The sequence below is a fragment of the Bordetella genomosp. 7 genome, from assembly GCF_002261265.1.
Classification (GTDB): Bacteria; Pseudomonadota; Gammaproteobacteria; order Burkholderiales; family Burkholderiaceae_B; genus Bordetella_A.
The window spans coordinates 29,141-44,110 of record NZ_NEVK01000007.1; the positions used below are offsets into that span (position 1 = coordinate 29,141).

Sequence of the window (14,970 nt, forward strand, 5' to 3'; positions counted from 1 at the left end):
GGCTCCTGAACTGATAAGGCAAACGCAGGCCCGCCGCAATTAGTGTGCCCGGATGTCAGGCGGGTCTACGCCGAGACGGCGGCTCCAGTGCAGGAATTCCCGCCACAGGCCGGGCTCGATGGGAATGCCAGTGCGCAGCCGGGCGGCCTCTGCAGCGTACTCGGGGTCGCCGGGCATGCGCGGCTGCCCCGGTTGTGCGGCCAGCTCGGCGGCCATGCGTGCGACGGTTGCCGCCAACAGGGGCCCGCCGGCAAAGCGCGCCGGATCGATGACGATAAAGAATGCGCCCAGGCGGCGGGGCCGCTCCAGCTGCTGGTACATCGGGCCGATGTGCGGTCCGTAGGGATTGCCGTTCAGGGGGCCGCAGAGCAATTCGATCATCAACGCGAGCCCATAGCCCTTGTAGCCTTGTTCCGCGCCGCCGAGCGGCAGCAGGGCGTGCGCCGCGTGCGGGTCGGTGGCCTCGCGACCGTCGGCGTCGAGCGCCACGCCGGCAGGCAGGGCATGCCCTTCGCGCCGGGCATTCATGACGCGATTCCAGGGGATGGAAGTGGTGGCCATATCCAGGCACACGGGCGGCCCGTCCTGGCGCGGCACGGCAATGGACAGGGGATTGGTTCCCAGGAAGGGCGCATGGCCGCCGTATGGCGCGGCAATCGAATCAGAATGGGTGAGCGCAATGCCTATCAGGCCGCCCTTTGCAGCGGCACGGCTATACAGGCCCACGGCGCCGCAATGCGATGAATCGTCGACGCCCACGGCCGCCACCCCCGTCTCGCGCGCCAGCTCCATGGCAAGCTGGTTGGCGCGGTGCGCCACCACGATGCCCAGGCCGCGTGCGCCATGGACCTGCGCCGTGGCCGCAGCACTGCGCTCGATACGGATGTCCGGGCACGGGTCGATCGAGCCGTGGGCCAGGCGGTTCAGATAATGGGGCAGGCGCGCGATGCCGTGCGAATCCACGCCCCACAGGCTCGTCTGCACCAGGCTGTCGGCCAGCGCCGCCGCATCGGCCTGGGGCACGCGCATGGCGGCCAGGCACCGGCGCCCCCAGTCGCGCAGCTCGGACGCGGGGCAATGACGCAGATTGCGGGTAGAGTCAGGGTTCATATGGCCTCGCGCACGGCCGCGCGGACCCCGCACTGCCGCAAGGTGTAGGCATGGCGCGCCACCGCGTCGGTCAGCCCGCGGTGGCCGGCCAGGTCGCCGAATACGGGTCGATAGGCGATCAGCGCCTGCGCGCGGCGCAGGTCCGCGTCAGCGCCCTGCCCTGCGCGTGCAAGCAGCGCCTGCAGCTCGCCCGCCAGAGGATCATGGATGGTGTATGTGACGCCGGCTTCATCATGGCCGCGCAGGTAATGCAGCCATGCCGCCACGGCCAGGGCCAGCCGCCGGTAGTCCGCCCCCGCCAGGATGCGCTCGCGCAGCGTGGCCAACAGGCGCTGCGGCAGCTTCTGCGATCCGTCCATCGCGATCTGCTGCAGGCGGTGCGGCAGCGCCGGGTTGGCAAAGCGCGCCAGCAGGCGCAGACGCATGGCGCCAAGGTCGGCTCCCGGCACGTCGGGCAAGGTCGGAATGATCTCGTCGCGGATGAGCGAGTCGATATACCCGCGCAATGCGGCATCCTGCATCGCCTGGCCGACCGTATCAAGCCCCGCCGATGCCCCCAGGCAGGCCAGCGCGGAATGCGGCCCGTTGACCATGCGCAGCTTCATCTGTTCGAAGGGCCGGGCATCGCTCGCGAAGCGCGCGCCGCCGGGTTGATCCCAGGCCGGCCGCCCCGCCGCGAAACGATCTTCGATGACCCATTCCAGAAACGGCTCGGCCACTACCGGCCAGGCATCATGCACGCCCAGGCGCGTGGCGATATGACGGCGGTCGGCATCGGTCGTGCGGGGCACAATACGGTCGACCATCGAATTGGGAAAAGTGCAGAGGGTCTCGATCCAGCGGCAAAGCTGCGCGCCGCAGGCGGAGGCGGAGGCGAATTCGAGCACCAGCGCGCGCAACGTATCGCCATTGGATGGCAGGTTGTCGCACGACAGCAGCGTCACGGGGCCGGCGCCGCTGTCGCGGCGGCGCGCCAGCCCGCTCACCAGCAGGCCGACTGCGGTGCGCGGCGCGCCGGCGTGCGCCAGGTCGTGCGCGATATCCGGATCGTCAAGCCGCAGCCGGCCGCTGGCCGGATCATGGCAGTAGCCTTTTTCGGTAATGGTCAGGCTGACGATGCGGGTGTCCGGGTGAGCGATCTGCGCCACCGCGGCGCCGGGATCCTCGGGGGCGACCAGCACGCGCATCACCGACCCCACCACGCTGAGCGATTCGCGCGGCGCACCGGCGGCGTCGGCGTCCCGCAGGGCCACGGTGTACAGGCCGCATTGCGGCTGCAGGGCATCGCGCGTGCCGGGGCTGCGCAACGAGATGCCTACGATTCCCCACCGAGCGTCGCCCGTCGCAGCCAGCGCAAGGTCGTTGACCATAGCCTGGTGCGCGCGGTGAAAGGCGCCGATGCCCAGGTGCACGATACCGGGCCGCAGCCGCGCCCGGTCAAAGGCCGGGCGCGCAATATCATGCGGCAAGCCGGCCAGGGCGGCGTCGGTCAGGCGGCAAGCCATGGAATTACCAATGCCACAACGTGCCGTCATGCGCCTGCCGGTTCACGGGCAAATAGGCGCGTTGGTAGGGATAGCGCGACGCAAGTTGCTCGTCGATATCCACCCCATGGCCGGGCGCGTCGCCGGGGTGCAGCATGCCGTCGGCAAAGGTATAGGCGTGGGGAAACACGGCGTCGGTCTCGTCCGTGTGGCGCATGTATTCCTGTATGCCGAAGTTCGGCACCCATATATCGAAGTGCAGCGCGGCGCCCATGCATACCGGCGAAAGATCGGTGGCGCCGTGGCAGCCGGTGCGCACCTGGTACAGGGCCGCCAGATCGGCGATGCGCCGCAGGTGCGTGATGCCGCCCGCATGGACCACCGTGGTGCGGATGTAGTCGATCAGCTGGTTCTGGATCAGGTCCTTGCAGTCGTATACGGAATTGAAAATCTCGCCCACCGCCAGCGGCGTGACCGTGTGCTGGCGGATCAGGCGAAACGCCTCCTGGTTCTCGGCCGGCGTGGCGTCCTCCATCCAGAACAGGCGAAAAGGCTCCAGCGACTTGCCCAGGCGCGCCGCTTCGATGGGGGTAAGCCGATGATGCACATCGTGCAGCAGGTGCGTGTCCCAGCCCACCGCATCGCGCACCCGCTCGAAGAGCCGGGGCGCGTGATCCAGGTACTTTTCGGTGCTCCAGTCGTGTTCGGAAGGCAGGTCGGCGTCGGCGGGCTCGTAGAACATGCGGCCGCGGCCCACGCCATACACGGCGTTCAGGCCCGGCACGCCGCTTTGCGCGCGGATCGCCCGGTAGCCCATGTCGCGGTAACGCAGCACTTCGTCCACCGTTTCATCGATGTCGCGGCCATTGGCATGTCCGTACACCATGACGCCGGTGCGGCTTTTGCCGCCCAGCAGCTGGTACAGCGGCATGCCGGCCGCCTTGGCCTTGATGTCCCACAGCGCCGTATCGACCGCCGCGATGGCGGTCATGGTGACGGGGCCGCGCCGCCAGTAGGCGCCGCGATACAGGAACTGCCAGATGTCTTCTATCTGGTGCGGATCGCGGCCGACCAGGCAGGGCGCGACATGGTCGGCAAGATAGCTGGCCACGGCCAGTTCGCGGCCGTTGAGCGTGGCGTCGCCGATGCCCGTGAGGCCTTCGTCGGTTTCGATTTTCAGGGTAACGAAATTGCGGCCGGGGCTGCAGACGATGACGCGTGCACTGCGGATTTTCATGTAGAACCCATATGGAATAAAAAACACATGGCGATGCGGCGCGCTGCCGGCGGCTGGCCCCGCGCTACATCACTGCCCCCAGTTGCCATGGCACAAATTCGCTCTGCCCATAGCCGTGGATCTCGCTTTTGCTGCGCCGGCCCGAGGCGGTGTCGAGCATCAGGCGGAAGATGCGCTCGCCCATGGTTTGCACGCTGCTGAGGCCGTCGACCACTTCGCCGCAGTTGATGTCGATGTCGTCGGCCTGGCGCTGCCACAGCTCGGTGTTGGTCGACAGCTTCAGCGAAGGCGCGGGCGCACAGCCATAGGCGGAACCGCGGCCCGTGGTGAAGCAGATGAGATTGGCGCCGCCCGCCACCTGCCCCGTGGCCGATACGGGGTCATACCCCGGGGTGTCCATGAAGACCAGGCCGCGCGCGGTCACGCTTTCGGCGTATTCGTATACATCCACCAGATTGGTAGTGCCGCTCTTGGCTATGGCGCCCAGCGACTTTTCGAGTATGGTGGTCAGGCCGCCGGCCTTGTTGCCGGCCGATGGGTTGTTGTCCATCTGCGCGTTATTGCGCGCGCAGTAGTCTTCCCACCAGCGCAGGCGCGCCAGCAGCTTTTGCGCCACTGCCTCGGACACGGCACGCCGCGTCAGCAAGTGTTCGCCTCCGTAGATCTCGGGCGTTTCGGAAAGTATGGCCGAGCCGCCGTGCCGCACCAGCAGGTCTACCGCTGCGCCCAGCGCGGGGTTGGCGCTGATGCCCGAATAGCCATCCGAACCGCCGCACTGCAGGCCCACCAGCAAGTGGCCGGCCGGCACCGGCTGGCGCCGCGCCCGGTTGGCCTCGGGCAGCATCTGCTGCACGAGCTCGATGCCGCGCCCCACCGCGCCGCGGGTGCCGCCCGTGCCCTGGATGTTGAAGGTATGCAGGCGCGTGCTTTCTTGCAGGCCTTCCTGTTCCATCAGGCCGGCGATCTGGTTGGTTTCGCAGCCCAGGCCCACCACCAGCAGCGCGGCGAAGTTCGGGTGGCGCGCATAACCGCCCAAGGTGCGACGCAACACCTTCAGCGGATCGCCCTCGCTGTCGGTGGCGCAACCGGCTCCGTGAGTCAGCGCGACCACCCCGTCCACATTGGGAAACCCCGCCAGGGCCTGCGGCCGGATATCGCGCCGGAAGTAGTCGGCGATGGCGCGCGCCACCGTGGCCGAGCAATTCACCGAAGTCAGCACACCGATGTAGTTGCGCGTGGCGACGCGGCCGTCTGCCCGGACGATGCCGTCGAAAGTCGCAGGCTCGGCCACGTAATCGGTGGGCCGCGTGTCCTGCCCCACGGCATAGTCGCGTTCGAATTCCGAGAACGCAAGGTTGTGGCTGTGCACGTGCTGCCCGGGCGCGATGTCCTGGCGCGCGATGCCGATGATCTGGTTGTAGCGCCGCACGGGGGCGCCAGCGGCGATGGCGCGCGCCGCCACCTTGTGCCCTGGCGGAATCAGCCCCGCCGCGGCAATGCCTTCGGCAGGCAATGGCGTGCCTCCCACCAGCTGGCGCCGGGTGATGACCACGTTGTCGGCGGGATGGATGCGGATGACCGGGTGGTCGATAGGGGCGCCCATGATGTCGTTCCAGTCGGCAGGTTCTGGCCTAGCCGTCGATGAGTTCGGGATTCCAGGCATGCACGCGCTGTTCCTGTTCGCCCAGGCCCGCAATGCCCAGCCGCATGGTGTCGCCGGGCTTTAGGTAGACGGCCTGCGGCTTCTGGCCCATGCCTACACCCGGCGGCGTGCCGGTGCTGATCAGGTCGCCGGGGTGCAGAGTCATGAAGCGGCTGACATAACTGACCAGCTCGGCCACGCCAAATACCATGGTGCGCGTATTGCCGTTCTGCTTGCGCTGCCCGTTCACGTCGAGCCAGAGGTCCAGCGACTGCGGGTCGGCGATTTCGTCGGCGGTGACGAGCCAGGGGCCGACCGGGCCGAAGGTGTCGCAGCCCTTGCCCTTGTCCCAGGTGCCCCCGCGCTCGAGCTGGTATTCGCGCTCGGACAGGTCGTTGACCACGCAGTATCCCGCCACATGATCCAGCGCCTGTTGCACCGGCACATAGCGGGCGCGGCGGCCGATGACCACGCCCAGTTCCACTTCCCAGTCGCTCTTGACCGAATCGCGCGGCAGCACCACCGGGTCGTTGCAGCCGATCACGGCGCTGGTGGGTTTCATGAAAATGACGGGCTCCTGTGGCACCGGCAAGCCGGATTCCGCGGCGTGATCGGCGTAGTTCAGGCCGATGCAGATGAATTTGCCCATGCCCGACCAGGGAGGCGCCAGGCGCCCGGGCTGCGTCACGACAGGCAGGGAGTCGGCGTCCAGGCCGCGCAGGCGCTGCTGCAACGGGCCCGCCAGGCTTTCGGCCGTAATGTCGTCCAGCACGCCCGACAAGTCGCGGATGCGGCCCTGGGCGTCTAGCAGTGCGGGTTTTTCGGCGCCCTTGGCGCCATGGCGCAGCAGCTTCATGGAATGCAGTGTCCTTGTAATGAATAAGAAAAAGGCGGAATGTAGCGTAACTGTTCAGCCGGACCAGCCGCCATCGATAACCTGTGCCGTGCCGGTGGTAAACGCCGACTCGTCGCTGGCCAGGTACACGGCCAGCGCCGCGACCTCCTCGGCGCGGCCGATGCGTCCCATGGGCTGGCGCGCGACAAATGCGGCCAGCACCGTCGCTTCGGCCTGACCGCTGACGCGCGCCTGCTCGGCGATACGCTGGCGCAGCGAGGGCGAATCCACCGTGCCGGGGCAGATCGCGTTGCAGCGGATGCCATGGCCCACAAAATCGGCCGCCACCGACTTGGTCAGGCCGATGACGGCCGCCTTGCTGGTGCCGTACACGAAGCGGTTGGAAACACCCTTTATGCTGGACGCCACCGAGGCCATGTTGATAATGGAACCCTGCCGCCGCTCGATCATGCCGGGCAGGAAGGCGCGGATCAGCCGGTACATGGCGCGCACGTTCAGTTCAAAGGAAAAATCCCAGGCGGCTTCGTCGCATTCGAGAATCGTGCCGGCATGCACAAAGCCCGCGCCGTTGAACAGGACATCCACCGGCCCGGCCTCTGCCGCGGCCCGGGCCACCGCCGCCGGGTCGGTCACGTCGAGCCTCATGGCCGTGCAGCCCGGCACATCCTTCAGTGCGTCCGGGTTCAGGTCGGCCGCCAGCACGCGCGCACCTTCACGTGCGTACGCCAACGCAGTGGCCCGGCCGATGCCCTGCCCCGCCGCGGTAACGAACGCCGTCTTTCCTTCCAATCTGCCCGACATGCCGGGATCTCCTGTTGTGGCCGCCCGCAGGCGGCCGGGTTTGCCGGGATCAGCGTCCGCCAAGCAGCTCCGGCAGCCACATACTGACGCTGGGCACATAGGTAATGATGACCAGCGCCACGAACAGCGGCACCAGCCAGGGCAGGATGGCCATGGTCGTGCGCTCCACCGACAGCTTTGACACCCGCGCCAGCACGAACAGCACCATGCCCAATGGCGGATGCAGCAGCCCTATCATCAAGTTCAGCGTCATCACCAGCCCGAAGTGGATGGGATCGATGCCCAGTTTCAACACCAGCGGCAGCAGGATGGGCACCAGGATGGTGATGGCCGCAATGGTGTCGATGAAGCAGCCCACGATCAGGATCAGCACGTTGGCCAGCAGCAGGAACACCCACTTGTTGTCGGTAACGGCCAGGATGGCGTCGGTGAGCGCCTGCGCCGCCTGCGTGGTGGTGAGCAGCCACGCGAAAACAGAGGCCGCGGTAACGATGAACAGCACCGATGCGGTGGTCTCGATGGTATCGAACGTGGCCTTGGCCAACGAGCGCAGCGTCATCGACCGGTAGCGCACCAGGCCCAGGAAAAGCGCCCAGATTACCGCCGCCACGGCGGCTTCGGTGGGCGTGAACCAGCCCATCGTCATGCCGCCGATCAGGATGACCGGCGCCATCAAGGCCATGACGGCCGAAAAGTCGAAATACCAGTCAGCCGCCAGCAAGGCCGCAAATGCCACCAGCGTAGCCACGTTGGCGGACACGCCGAACAGGGTCATCACCCAGATGGTGAGCGGGAAAGCGAGCACGACGGCCACTTCCAGCGATGCACCCGCCAGCCGCTTCCAGTTAAAGGGCACGTCGCCGCCCCAATTGTTCTTGCGGGCAAAATAGGCCACCGTGAACATCATCATCAGCGTCAGCACCACGCCCGGCACCACGCCCGCCAGGAACAGCGACCCGATCGACACGTTGGCCATCATGCCGTAGATCACGAAGGGCAACGATGGCGGCAGGATGGGCCCCAGCGTCGCCGACGCCGCCGTGACGCCCACGGCGAACTCGGTCTGGTAGCCGTGGTCTTTCATGGCCTTGATCTCGATCGTGCCCAGCCCTGCGGCATCCGCGATGGCGGTGCCCGACATGCCGGCGAACACCACCGATCCGACGATATTCACCTGGCCCAGCCCGCCGCGCATCCAGCCCACCAGCGCCACGGCAAAGTTGTAGATGCGTCCGGTGATGCCGGCGATGTTCATCAAGTTGCCGGCCAATATGAAGAACGGCACGGCCAGCAGCGGAAACGACTCCACGCCGGCGATCATGCGCTGCGCAATCACCACGTCGGGCACTCCGCCGGACCACAACAGAAAAAACAGCGAGGCGCCGGCCATGGCCACGGCCACCGGCACGCCGACGATCATCAACAGCAGGAAGGTTCCGATCAGAATTCCCATACGGGCTCCTTGTGCGCGGGTGGCTCAGTCCAGGCTTTGGTATGCGGCGGGGTTTTCCAGCGACGAGTAGCCCTGGCGCCAGTTCTGCACACTGACTTGCACCGAACGCACGAACATCATCACGAAGCCCGCCAGCGCCAGCCAGTACACGTAGGCCTTGTTCCACATGATGGTGGTCATGGGCTCGGCGCCCACCAGTTCGATATAGCGGTACACCAGCCACACGGCATAGCCGAAGAAGGCCGTGCGCAGCACGTCGATAAGGGTCGCCAGTATTCGCCCCAAGGGCTTGGGCAGGTAGCGGTACAGGAAATCGACCTGTATGTGGCGACAGATGCGCACACACATGGCCGACCCGAAGAACACCACGCCGATCAGCGCATACACCGCCAGTTCTTCGGTCCACGCGAACGAATTGTTCATGACGTAGCGCGTGAAGAACTGCAGGAACACCAGCACGGCCATGATCCAGAACAGGGCCAGGCAGAACCAGTCTTCGAAGCGATAGGCGGACAGGTCGATATTCTGGTGCTGGTCGGCTTCTTCGAAGCTGTGGACGATGGATTCGACCGACGACGCGTGCTGCCCGGCTGCCGCCTGGTGCACGGCCCCTGCCGGCGCATCGTCGCGGTACGGGTTCAGGACTGGTGCGTCTGCACCGCTTTGCGCTTGCATGCGATTCCCCTGTCGATGGCAACCAGGCGGGCCGCCGCATGACGGCCCGCTGCCGCGGTTTACTAGAGGGCCTGGATCGCGTCCCAATCGGCCTTCTGATAGCCGTACTGCTCGAATGGCACCTTCTTCAGCACGATGTCGCGATAGGCATTGGTATCGACCTCGACAACGTTCAGGCCTTTCTGGCGGAATATCTCCACCAGCTCTTTTTCGCGCGCGATGACTTCCTGCGAAGCCTTGGCTGCGGCCTCTTGCGCGACTTCGGAAAATATCTTTCGGTCTTCTTCCGACAGGCTCTTCCACAACTTGCCTGAGATGACCGTGTTCAGGTGGTCGACGATGTGCCCGGTAAGCACGATGTTCTTCTGCACTTCGAAGAACTTCTTGGCTTCGATGGTCGTCAGCGGGTTTTCCTGCGCTTCGACGGTGCCGTTCTGCAGCGCCAGGTACACCTCGGCAAAGGCGATCGGCGATGTGTTGGCGCCGCAGGCGCGCGGCATGGCGAGATAGGCCGGCACGTCGGGCACGCGCATCTTCAGGCCCTTCATTTCGTCGCACTTGGTGAACGGTCGGTTGGATGTGGAATGGCGGGTGCCATAGTACGTGGTGGCCACGATATGGTTGCCGCTCTTTTGCTGGTAGCCGTCGGTCAGCGTTTTGTAGATATCGCTCTTGGTATAGGCCAACAGGTGTTCGGGGTCGCGGAAGGTGTAGGGGTAGTAAGTGACGCCTATGCGCGGAAAGCTCTTGGCGGCAAAGCTGGAACCGGAAATGATCATGTCCACGGTGCCCAGCGTCAGCCCCTGGTTGATGTCGTTTTCCTTGCCCAGCTGCGAGGCGGGGTACACGTCGATATGGTATCGGCCGTTGGTGCGTTTCTCGATTTCCTGGGCGGCCCACACCGAACTGGTATGGAAGGGCTCCGAGGTTTCGTATACATGCGCCCACTTCAGCGTGGTCTGTGCCAGCGCGCTGCCCGACACGGACAGAATGGCCGAGGCCAGCAGCGTCTTGACGGCATTGCCTTGCTTCATCGTTGTCTCCTCTCTTCTGAGGTTGATCGGGCGGCGGCCTGGTTGTTATGAATACCGCTGCCTTTGGTGGTCAGGGGTCACATACAAGCTGCACCTTGGTACTGCGCGCGCGGTCGGCGGCCAATTCAAAGGCTTCGGCCGCACGCTCGAGCGGCAATTGCGCGCTCATCAATGGCCGCACATCGACCCGCCGGGTACGCAGGAACGAAACGGCCCAATCGAATTCGACGCCGGCGCGGAAAGCGCCCACGTAGTCCAGTTCCCGCGACATGATGCTGTTGGCGGGAAACGCAATGCCCGAGGCGGGCAGCGTGCCTACCTGCACGATGCGCCCGCCGCGCCGCACGGCGGCCAGGCAGGTGTCCAGCGCCGCAGGGCTGCCGGCCGCCTCGATGGCCACATCGGCCAGATCGGCCAAGTCGGCCGGCGACGCCCGGTCGGATCGCAACGTGTCGTCGGCGCCGACCTGTCGCGCCATCGACAGCGGCCGGTCGGCGATGTCGGCGACTACAACACTGGCGGCGCCGGCCAGCCGCGCAGCCAGGGCCGTCATGCAGCCGATAGTGCCGCCGCCCGTGACGAGTACCGTCTTGCCCAGCAGGGGGCCGGCGCGATGCACGCCGTGCAGTCCGATGGACAAGGGCTCGGCACATGCCAGTTCACCCAGCGAGATATCCTCGTGCACCGGAGTAAGCTGCCGCTCGCCCATGACGAAGCGCTCGCGGAACATGCCCTGCACGTGCGGGTACACGCTGGCGCTGCCCAAAAAACGCATGTGCCGGCACAGGTTGTCGCGGCCGGCGCGGCAATAATCGCACTGCCCGCAAGGGTGCGAGGGATTGATGGCGACTTTCATGCCGGGCTGCACGCGGGTGACCGTGGTGCCCACGCGCACTACCGTGCCGGACGCCTCGTGCCCGGGGATCAGCGGCTCGCGAATCACAAAGTCGCCTACACGGCCATGCAGGAAATAATGCAGGTCGGACCCGCAGATGCCGGCCGCGCCCAGGCGCAGTTCGACGTCGTGCGCGCCCAGCGGCGTTTCGCCGTCGGTATCCAGCCGCAGGTCGCGCGCCCCGTGGATTCTGCAGACAAGGCTCATGTCCGGACCTTGGGAGCGGACGCCCAGCTGGCGGTCAGCCGGTCGTGCGAACACGACAGGTGGCGGCGCATGGCTTCGCGGGCTCGGGCCGCGTCGCCAGCCGCGATGGCGTCGACAACACGGCCGTGTTCGGCGATGGCCGCTTGCCAGCTGGACGGGTTTTCAAAGTAATCGCCCAGCTTGACCGACAACGGGTTGTGGCGTTCGTCAAACAACTCGCCCACCACCCGCAGCAGCACAGAATTATTGGCGATCTCGGCCACGCGCAAATGGAACAGTCGGTCGCCCTGGATGGGTACCTGTCCAGCCTCGGCCTCTTCCTGCATGGCCTGAACCGCCTCGCGCAGCCCATCCACCTGCACCGGCTGGGCAAGCTCGGCAGCCTGCGCGGCCAGTTCGCCCTCGACCAGTTGCCGGGCCAATATGGTCTCGAGCGGGCTCTCGGCCACCACGCTGGCGGATCCGTCGCGGCTGCGCACATAAATGCCCGACCCCATGCGCACTTCGACCAGGCCTTCCACTTCCAGCGCAATAAGCGCTTCGCGCACGGACGGGCGCGACACACCCAGCTTCAGGGCAAGATCGCGTTCGGGCGGCAGGCGCGCCCCCACGGGGAATTCGCCCGCCTGGATCAGCACCCGCAGCTGGTCGGCAATCTGGCGGTACAGTCGACGCGGTTCTATGGGATGAAAAGGCATGGAAGCGGCAAAAAGGTAAAGTGGCCTTACCACTTGTCCGCATGTTGCGCGCCACAGCCGGGTGGGCACAATTAGGGTTTGCGCTAGGCGCCCCGGCGGCCGGCCGCTACGACCCTACCCCGCATGCAACGCGAATCTGTTAAAAACGACGCGCCATACGCACATACCCGGTACATGTCTCATACTCCGCACCCTTCTCCCTACAAAAGCACAGGCGGCCTGCGGCGCATCCTCAACGCGCTGCGCTATTCGCTGCAGGGCCTGCAAGCCGCTATCAAATACGAAGCGGCTTTCCGGCAGGAACTGGTGCTGGCCATTCTGCTGATACCGGCGGCTTTTTTCCTGGGACGCAGCACGGACGAGGTCTTCATTCTGATCGCCTCGGTGATTCTGGTGCTGGTGGTGGAACTGCTGAATTCGGCGGTAGAGGCGCTGGCCGATGCGCTGTCGGTCGAAACGCACCCTTTGCTGGGCCGCGCCAAAGACCTGGGCAGTGCGGCCGTGATGCTGATGTTGCTGTTCACCATCGCCGTGTGGGTTGCCGTGGGCGTCAGCCGGTTCTTGCTCTAGGCAGGCCCGGCGGCATGCCGCTTGCTTCGGCCCGGAACCGGCAACGGGCGGCTCCCCCGCCCACCGACTTCCCTCTATACTTTTCTGCATGGCTAACGATCCGATCCACCCTGCGCCAGACCCCGCTCATCGCGTCGTGATCGTCGGCGGCGGCGCAGGCGGCCTGGAGCTGGCCGCCAAGCTGGGGCGCAAGCACGGCCCGCGCTACGTCACGCTGGTGGACAGCCGCCCTATCCATATCTGGAAGCCTTCGCTGCACGAAGCCGCCGCGGGCACGCTGGACATTTACCAGGAAGGCCTGTCTTACCTGATGCTGGCCAATTTGTGCGGGTTCTCGTTCGCGATGGGCGAGTTGCAGGGTGTGGACCGGGAACGCCGCGTCATCCAGATCAGTGCAGTGGCCGATGCGCACGGCGAGGTGGTGCTGCCGGCACGCGAACTGCATTACGACACGCTGGTGCTTGCGGTGGGCAGCGTGTCGAACTTCTTCAATACGCCGGGCGCCGAGCAGTACGCGGTGACGCTGGACAACACCGAAAATGCCGAAGCGTTCCGGCTGACCATGCTCAAGGCGATGGCGCGCGTGGACCAATCCAAAGTGCGCGACCCTTCTGCCCGCCTGGATGTGGTGATCGTCGGCGGCGGGGCCACAGGAGTGGAGCTGGCCGTGGAACTGCATGAAGCGGGCGGCGTGGTCGCCGCATATGGCCTGCCGAACTTCCGCGCCGAACGCGATCTGGCCATCACGCTGGTAGAAGGCGCACCGCGCATATTGGCGGCTCTGCCCGAGAGAATTTCCGAAGCGGCGCTGGCGCGCCTGACCCAGTTGGGCATACGCGTGGAAACCAATTGCCGCGTGGCAGAAGTCACGGCCCGCAGCGTCAAGACGGCCGACGGCCGGGAATTTCCGGCCAGCCTGTGCATGTGGGCCGCGGGCATCAAGGGCCTGCCCTTGATGGAAGCCTTGGGCATGCCTTGCAACCGCAGCGGCCAGTTGGTGGTAAACAGCCGCCTGGAATCCCCCGACCCGAATATTCTGGCCCTGGGCGACTGCTGCGCCGTGCCGCGCGGCGATTCGGGCACAGTGCCTGCGCGCGCGCAGGCCGCGCACCAGGAAGCCACCTACCTGGCGCGCAAGATCACGGCGCGCATCCGCGGCAAGGCCGAACCCCGCGAGCCCTACGAATACCGCGACCGCGGGTCGCTGGTGTCGCTGGGGCAGGATGCGGGCGTGGGCAGCCTGATGGGCAAGCTGGCGGGCCGGGGCCTGTTTGTCAGCGGTACACTGGCGCGCCTGATGTACATGAGCCTGCACCTGATGCACCACCACGCGGTGCTGGGCCTGCGGCGCACCGCCACGCTGGCGCTGGCGCGCCTGCTGATGCGGCGCACACATCCACGCGTGAAACTGCACTGAATATCCATGACCTTCATACAACGACTTGAACAAGCCTGGGCGCAGGGCAATACGCTGCTGCAGGTCGGGCTGGACCCCGATCCCAAGCGCTTTCCGCGCGAGCTGCAAGGCAAGCCGGACGCCATCTTCCAGTTCTGCCGCGGCATCGTCGACGCCACGGCGCCCTACGCGTGCAGCTTCAAGCCGCAGATCGCGTACTTTGCCGCGCATCGGGCCGAAGAGCAGCTGGAGGCCCTGTGCGCGCATATTCGCGCGACGCATCCCCATCTGCCGATTGTGCTGGACGCCAAGCGCGGCGATATCGGCACCACCGCCGAACACTACGCGCGCGAAGCGTACGAACGTTACGGCGCGCACGCCATGACGGTAAACCCATACATGGGGCTGGATTCGGTCGAGCCCTACCTGGGCTGGAAAGACCGCGGCGTGATCGTGCTGTGCCGCACGTCCAATCCGGGCGGTTCGGACCTGCAGTTCCTGAAGCTGGACAGCGGCGAACCGCTGTACCTGCACGTTGCCGGCATGGTGGCCGACAAATGGAACGCCGACGGGCAATGCGGGCTGGTGGTGGGCGCCACCTACCCCAACGAGCTTGCGGCCGTGCGCCAGCGCATAGGCGAGGCGATGCCGTTGCTGGTGCCCGGTATCGGAGCCCAGGGCGGAGACATCACCGCCACGGTGAATGCCGGGCGCAATACAGCGGGCACCGGCATGATGGTCAACGCTTCGCGGGCCATCCTGTACGCCAGCGGCGGCGACGACTGGCGCGAAGCGGCCGCACAGGCAGCCAGGGATCTGCGCGACGCCATCAACGCCGTGCGATAAACAGCGGCCACCGTCGGGCGTGCGCAAAAGCCGATAAATAGCAGCCACCGTCGGAGTGCGCGAAAG

At 66.2% G+C, this 14,970-nt stretch carries 14 protein-coding genes; 3 read left to right on the plus strand and 11 right to left on the minus strand.

Going from position 1 to position 14,970, the window contains the following annotated elements:
• Positions 1-39: 39 nt before the first annotated feature.
• The 11 genes from CAL19_RS14760 to CAL19_RS14810 form a co-directional block, all read right to left on the minus strand.
• A complete protein-coding gene (locus tag CAL19_RS14760; RefSeq protein ID WP_094797212.1) occupies positions 40-1,110 on the minus strand; it encodes an Ldh family oxidoreductase in 1,071 nt (356 codons plus the stop codon).
• A complete protein-coding gene (locus CAL19_RS14765) occupies positions 1,107-2,615 on the minus strand; it encodes a mannitol dehydrogenase family protein (protein ID WP_094797213.1) in 1,509 nt (502 codons plus the stop codon). Before CAL19_RS14765 ends, CAL19_RS14760 begins: the two co-directional genes overlap by 4 nt.
• A gap of 4 nt (positions 2,616-2,619) precedes the next feature.
• Positions 2,620-3,831 (minus strand): D-mannonate dehydratase ManD, encoded by a 1,212-nt coding sequence (manD, locus tag CAL19_RS14770; RefSeq protein ID WP_026639168.1) that lies wholly within the window; start codon positions 3,829-3,831, stop codon positions 2,620-2,622.
• 64 nt (positions 3,832-3,895) lie between these two features.
• Complete coding sequence (locus tag CAL19_RS14775) at positions 3,896-5,434, minus strand: UxaA family hydrolase (RefSeq protein ID WP_094797214.1); 1,539 nt, start codon at positions 5,432-5,434, stop codon at positions 3,896-3,898.
• Between the two features lie 28 nt (positions 5,435-5,462).
• Positions 5,463-6,329, minus strand: coding sequence for a fumarylacetoacetate hydrolase family protein (locus tag CAL19_RS14780; RefSeq protein ID WP_094797215.1), 867 nt, complete (start codon positions 6,327-6,329; stop codon positions 5,463-5,465).
• 54 nt (positions 6,330-6,383) lie between these two features.
• Positions 6,384-7,130: an SDR family oxidoreductase gene (locus CAL19_RS14785; RefSeq protein ID WP_094797216.1), complete on the minus strand. Its 747-nt coding sequence runs from the start codon at positions 7,128-7,130 to the stop codon at positions 6,384-6,386.
• A 49-nt stretch (positions 7,131-7,179) separates the two neighbouring features.
• Positions 7,180-8,583, minus strand: coding sequence for a TRAP transporter large permease (locus tag CAL19_RS14790; protein ID WP_026639164.1), 1,404 nt, complete (start codon positions 8,581-8,583; stop codon positions 7,180-7,182).
• A 24-nt stretch (positions 8,584-8,607) separates the two neighbouring features.
• Positions 8,608-9,258 (minus strand): TRAP transporter small permease, encoded by a 651-nt coding sequence (locus CAL19_RS14795; RefSeq protein WP_081745678.1) that lies wholly within the window; start codon positions 9,256-9,258, stop codon positions 8,608-8,610.
• 62 nt (positions 9,259-9,320) lie between these two features.
• A complete protein-coding gene (locus CAL19_RS14800; RefSeq protein WP_026639162.1) occupies positions 9,321-10,292 on the minus strand; it encodes a sialic acid TRAP transporter substrate-binding protein SiaP in 972 nt (323 codons plus the stop codon).
• Positions 10,293-10,362: 70 nt separating this feature from the next.
• Positions 10,363-11,394 carry an L-idonate 5-dehydrogenase gene (locus tag CAL19_RS14805; RefSeq protein ID WP_094797217.1) on the minus strand — a complete coding sequence of 344 codons (1,032 nt, stop codon included), beginning with the start codon at positions 11,392-11,394 and terminating at the stop codon, positions 10,363-10,365.
• The gene (locus CAL19_RS14810; protein WP_094797218.1) at positions 11,391-12,092 is read right to left on the minus strand and encodes a FadR/GntR family transcriptional regulator; all 702 of its coding nucleotides are present in this window, start codon (positions 12,090-12,092) and stop codon (positions 11,391-11,393) included. Before CAL19_RS14810 ends, CAL19_RS14805 begins: the two co-directional genes overlap by 4 nt.
• A 174-nt stretch (positions 12,093-12,266) precedes the next feature.
• Here CAL19_RS14810 and CAL19_RS14815 point away from each other — a divergent pair, with 174 nt between their 5' ends.
• The 3 genes from CAL19_RS14815 (at position 12,267) to pyrF (ending at position 14,904) form a co-directional block, all read left to right on the plus strand.
• Positions 12,267-12,662, plus strand: coding sequence for a diacylglycerol kinase (locus tag CAL19_RS14815; RefSeq protein ID WP_094797333.1), 396 nt, complete (start codon positions 12,267-12,269; stop codon positions 12,660-12,662).
• Between the two features lie 88 nt (positions 12,663-12,750).
• Positions 12,751-14,079: an NAD(P)/FAD-dependent oxidoreductase gene (locus CAL19_RS14820; protein WP_094797219.1), complete on the plus strand. Its 1,329-nt coding sequence runs from the start codon at positions 12,751-12,753 to the stop codon at positions 14,077-14,079.
• A gap of 6 nt (positions 14,080-14,085) precedes the next feature.
• Positions 14,086-14,904, plus strand: coding sequence for an orotidine-5'-phosphate decarboxylase (pyrF, locus tag CAL19_RS14825; RefSeq protein ID WP_026639157.1), 819 nt, complete (start codon positions 14,086-14,088; stop codon positions 14,902-14,904).
• Positions 14,905-14,970: the final 66 nt, after the last annotated feature.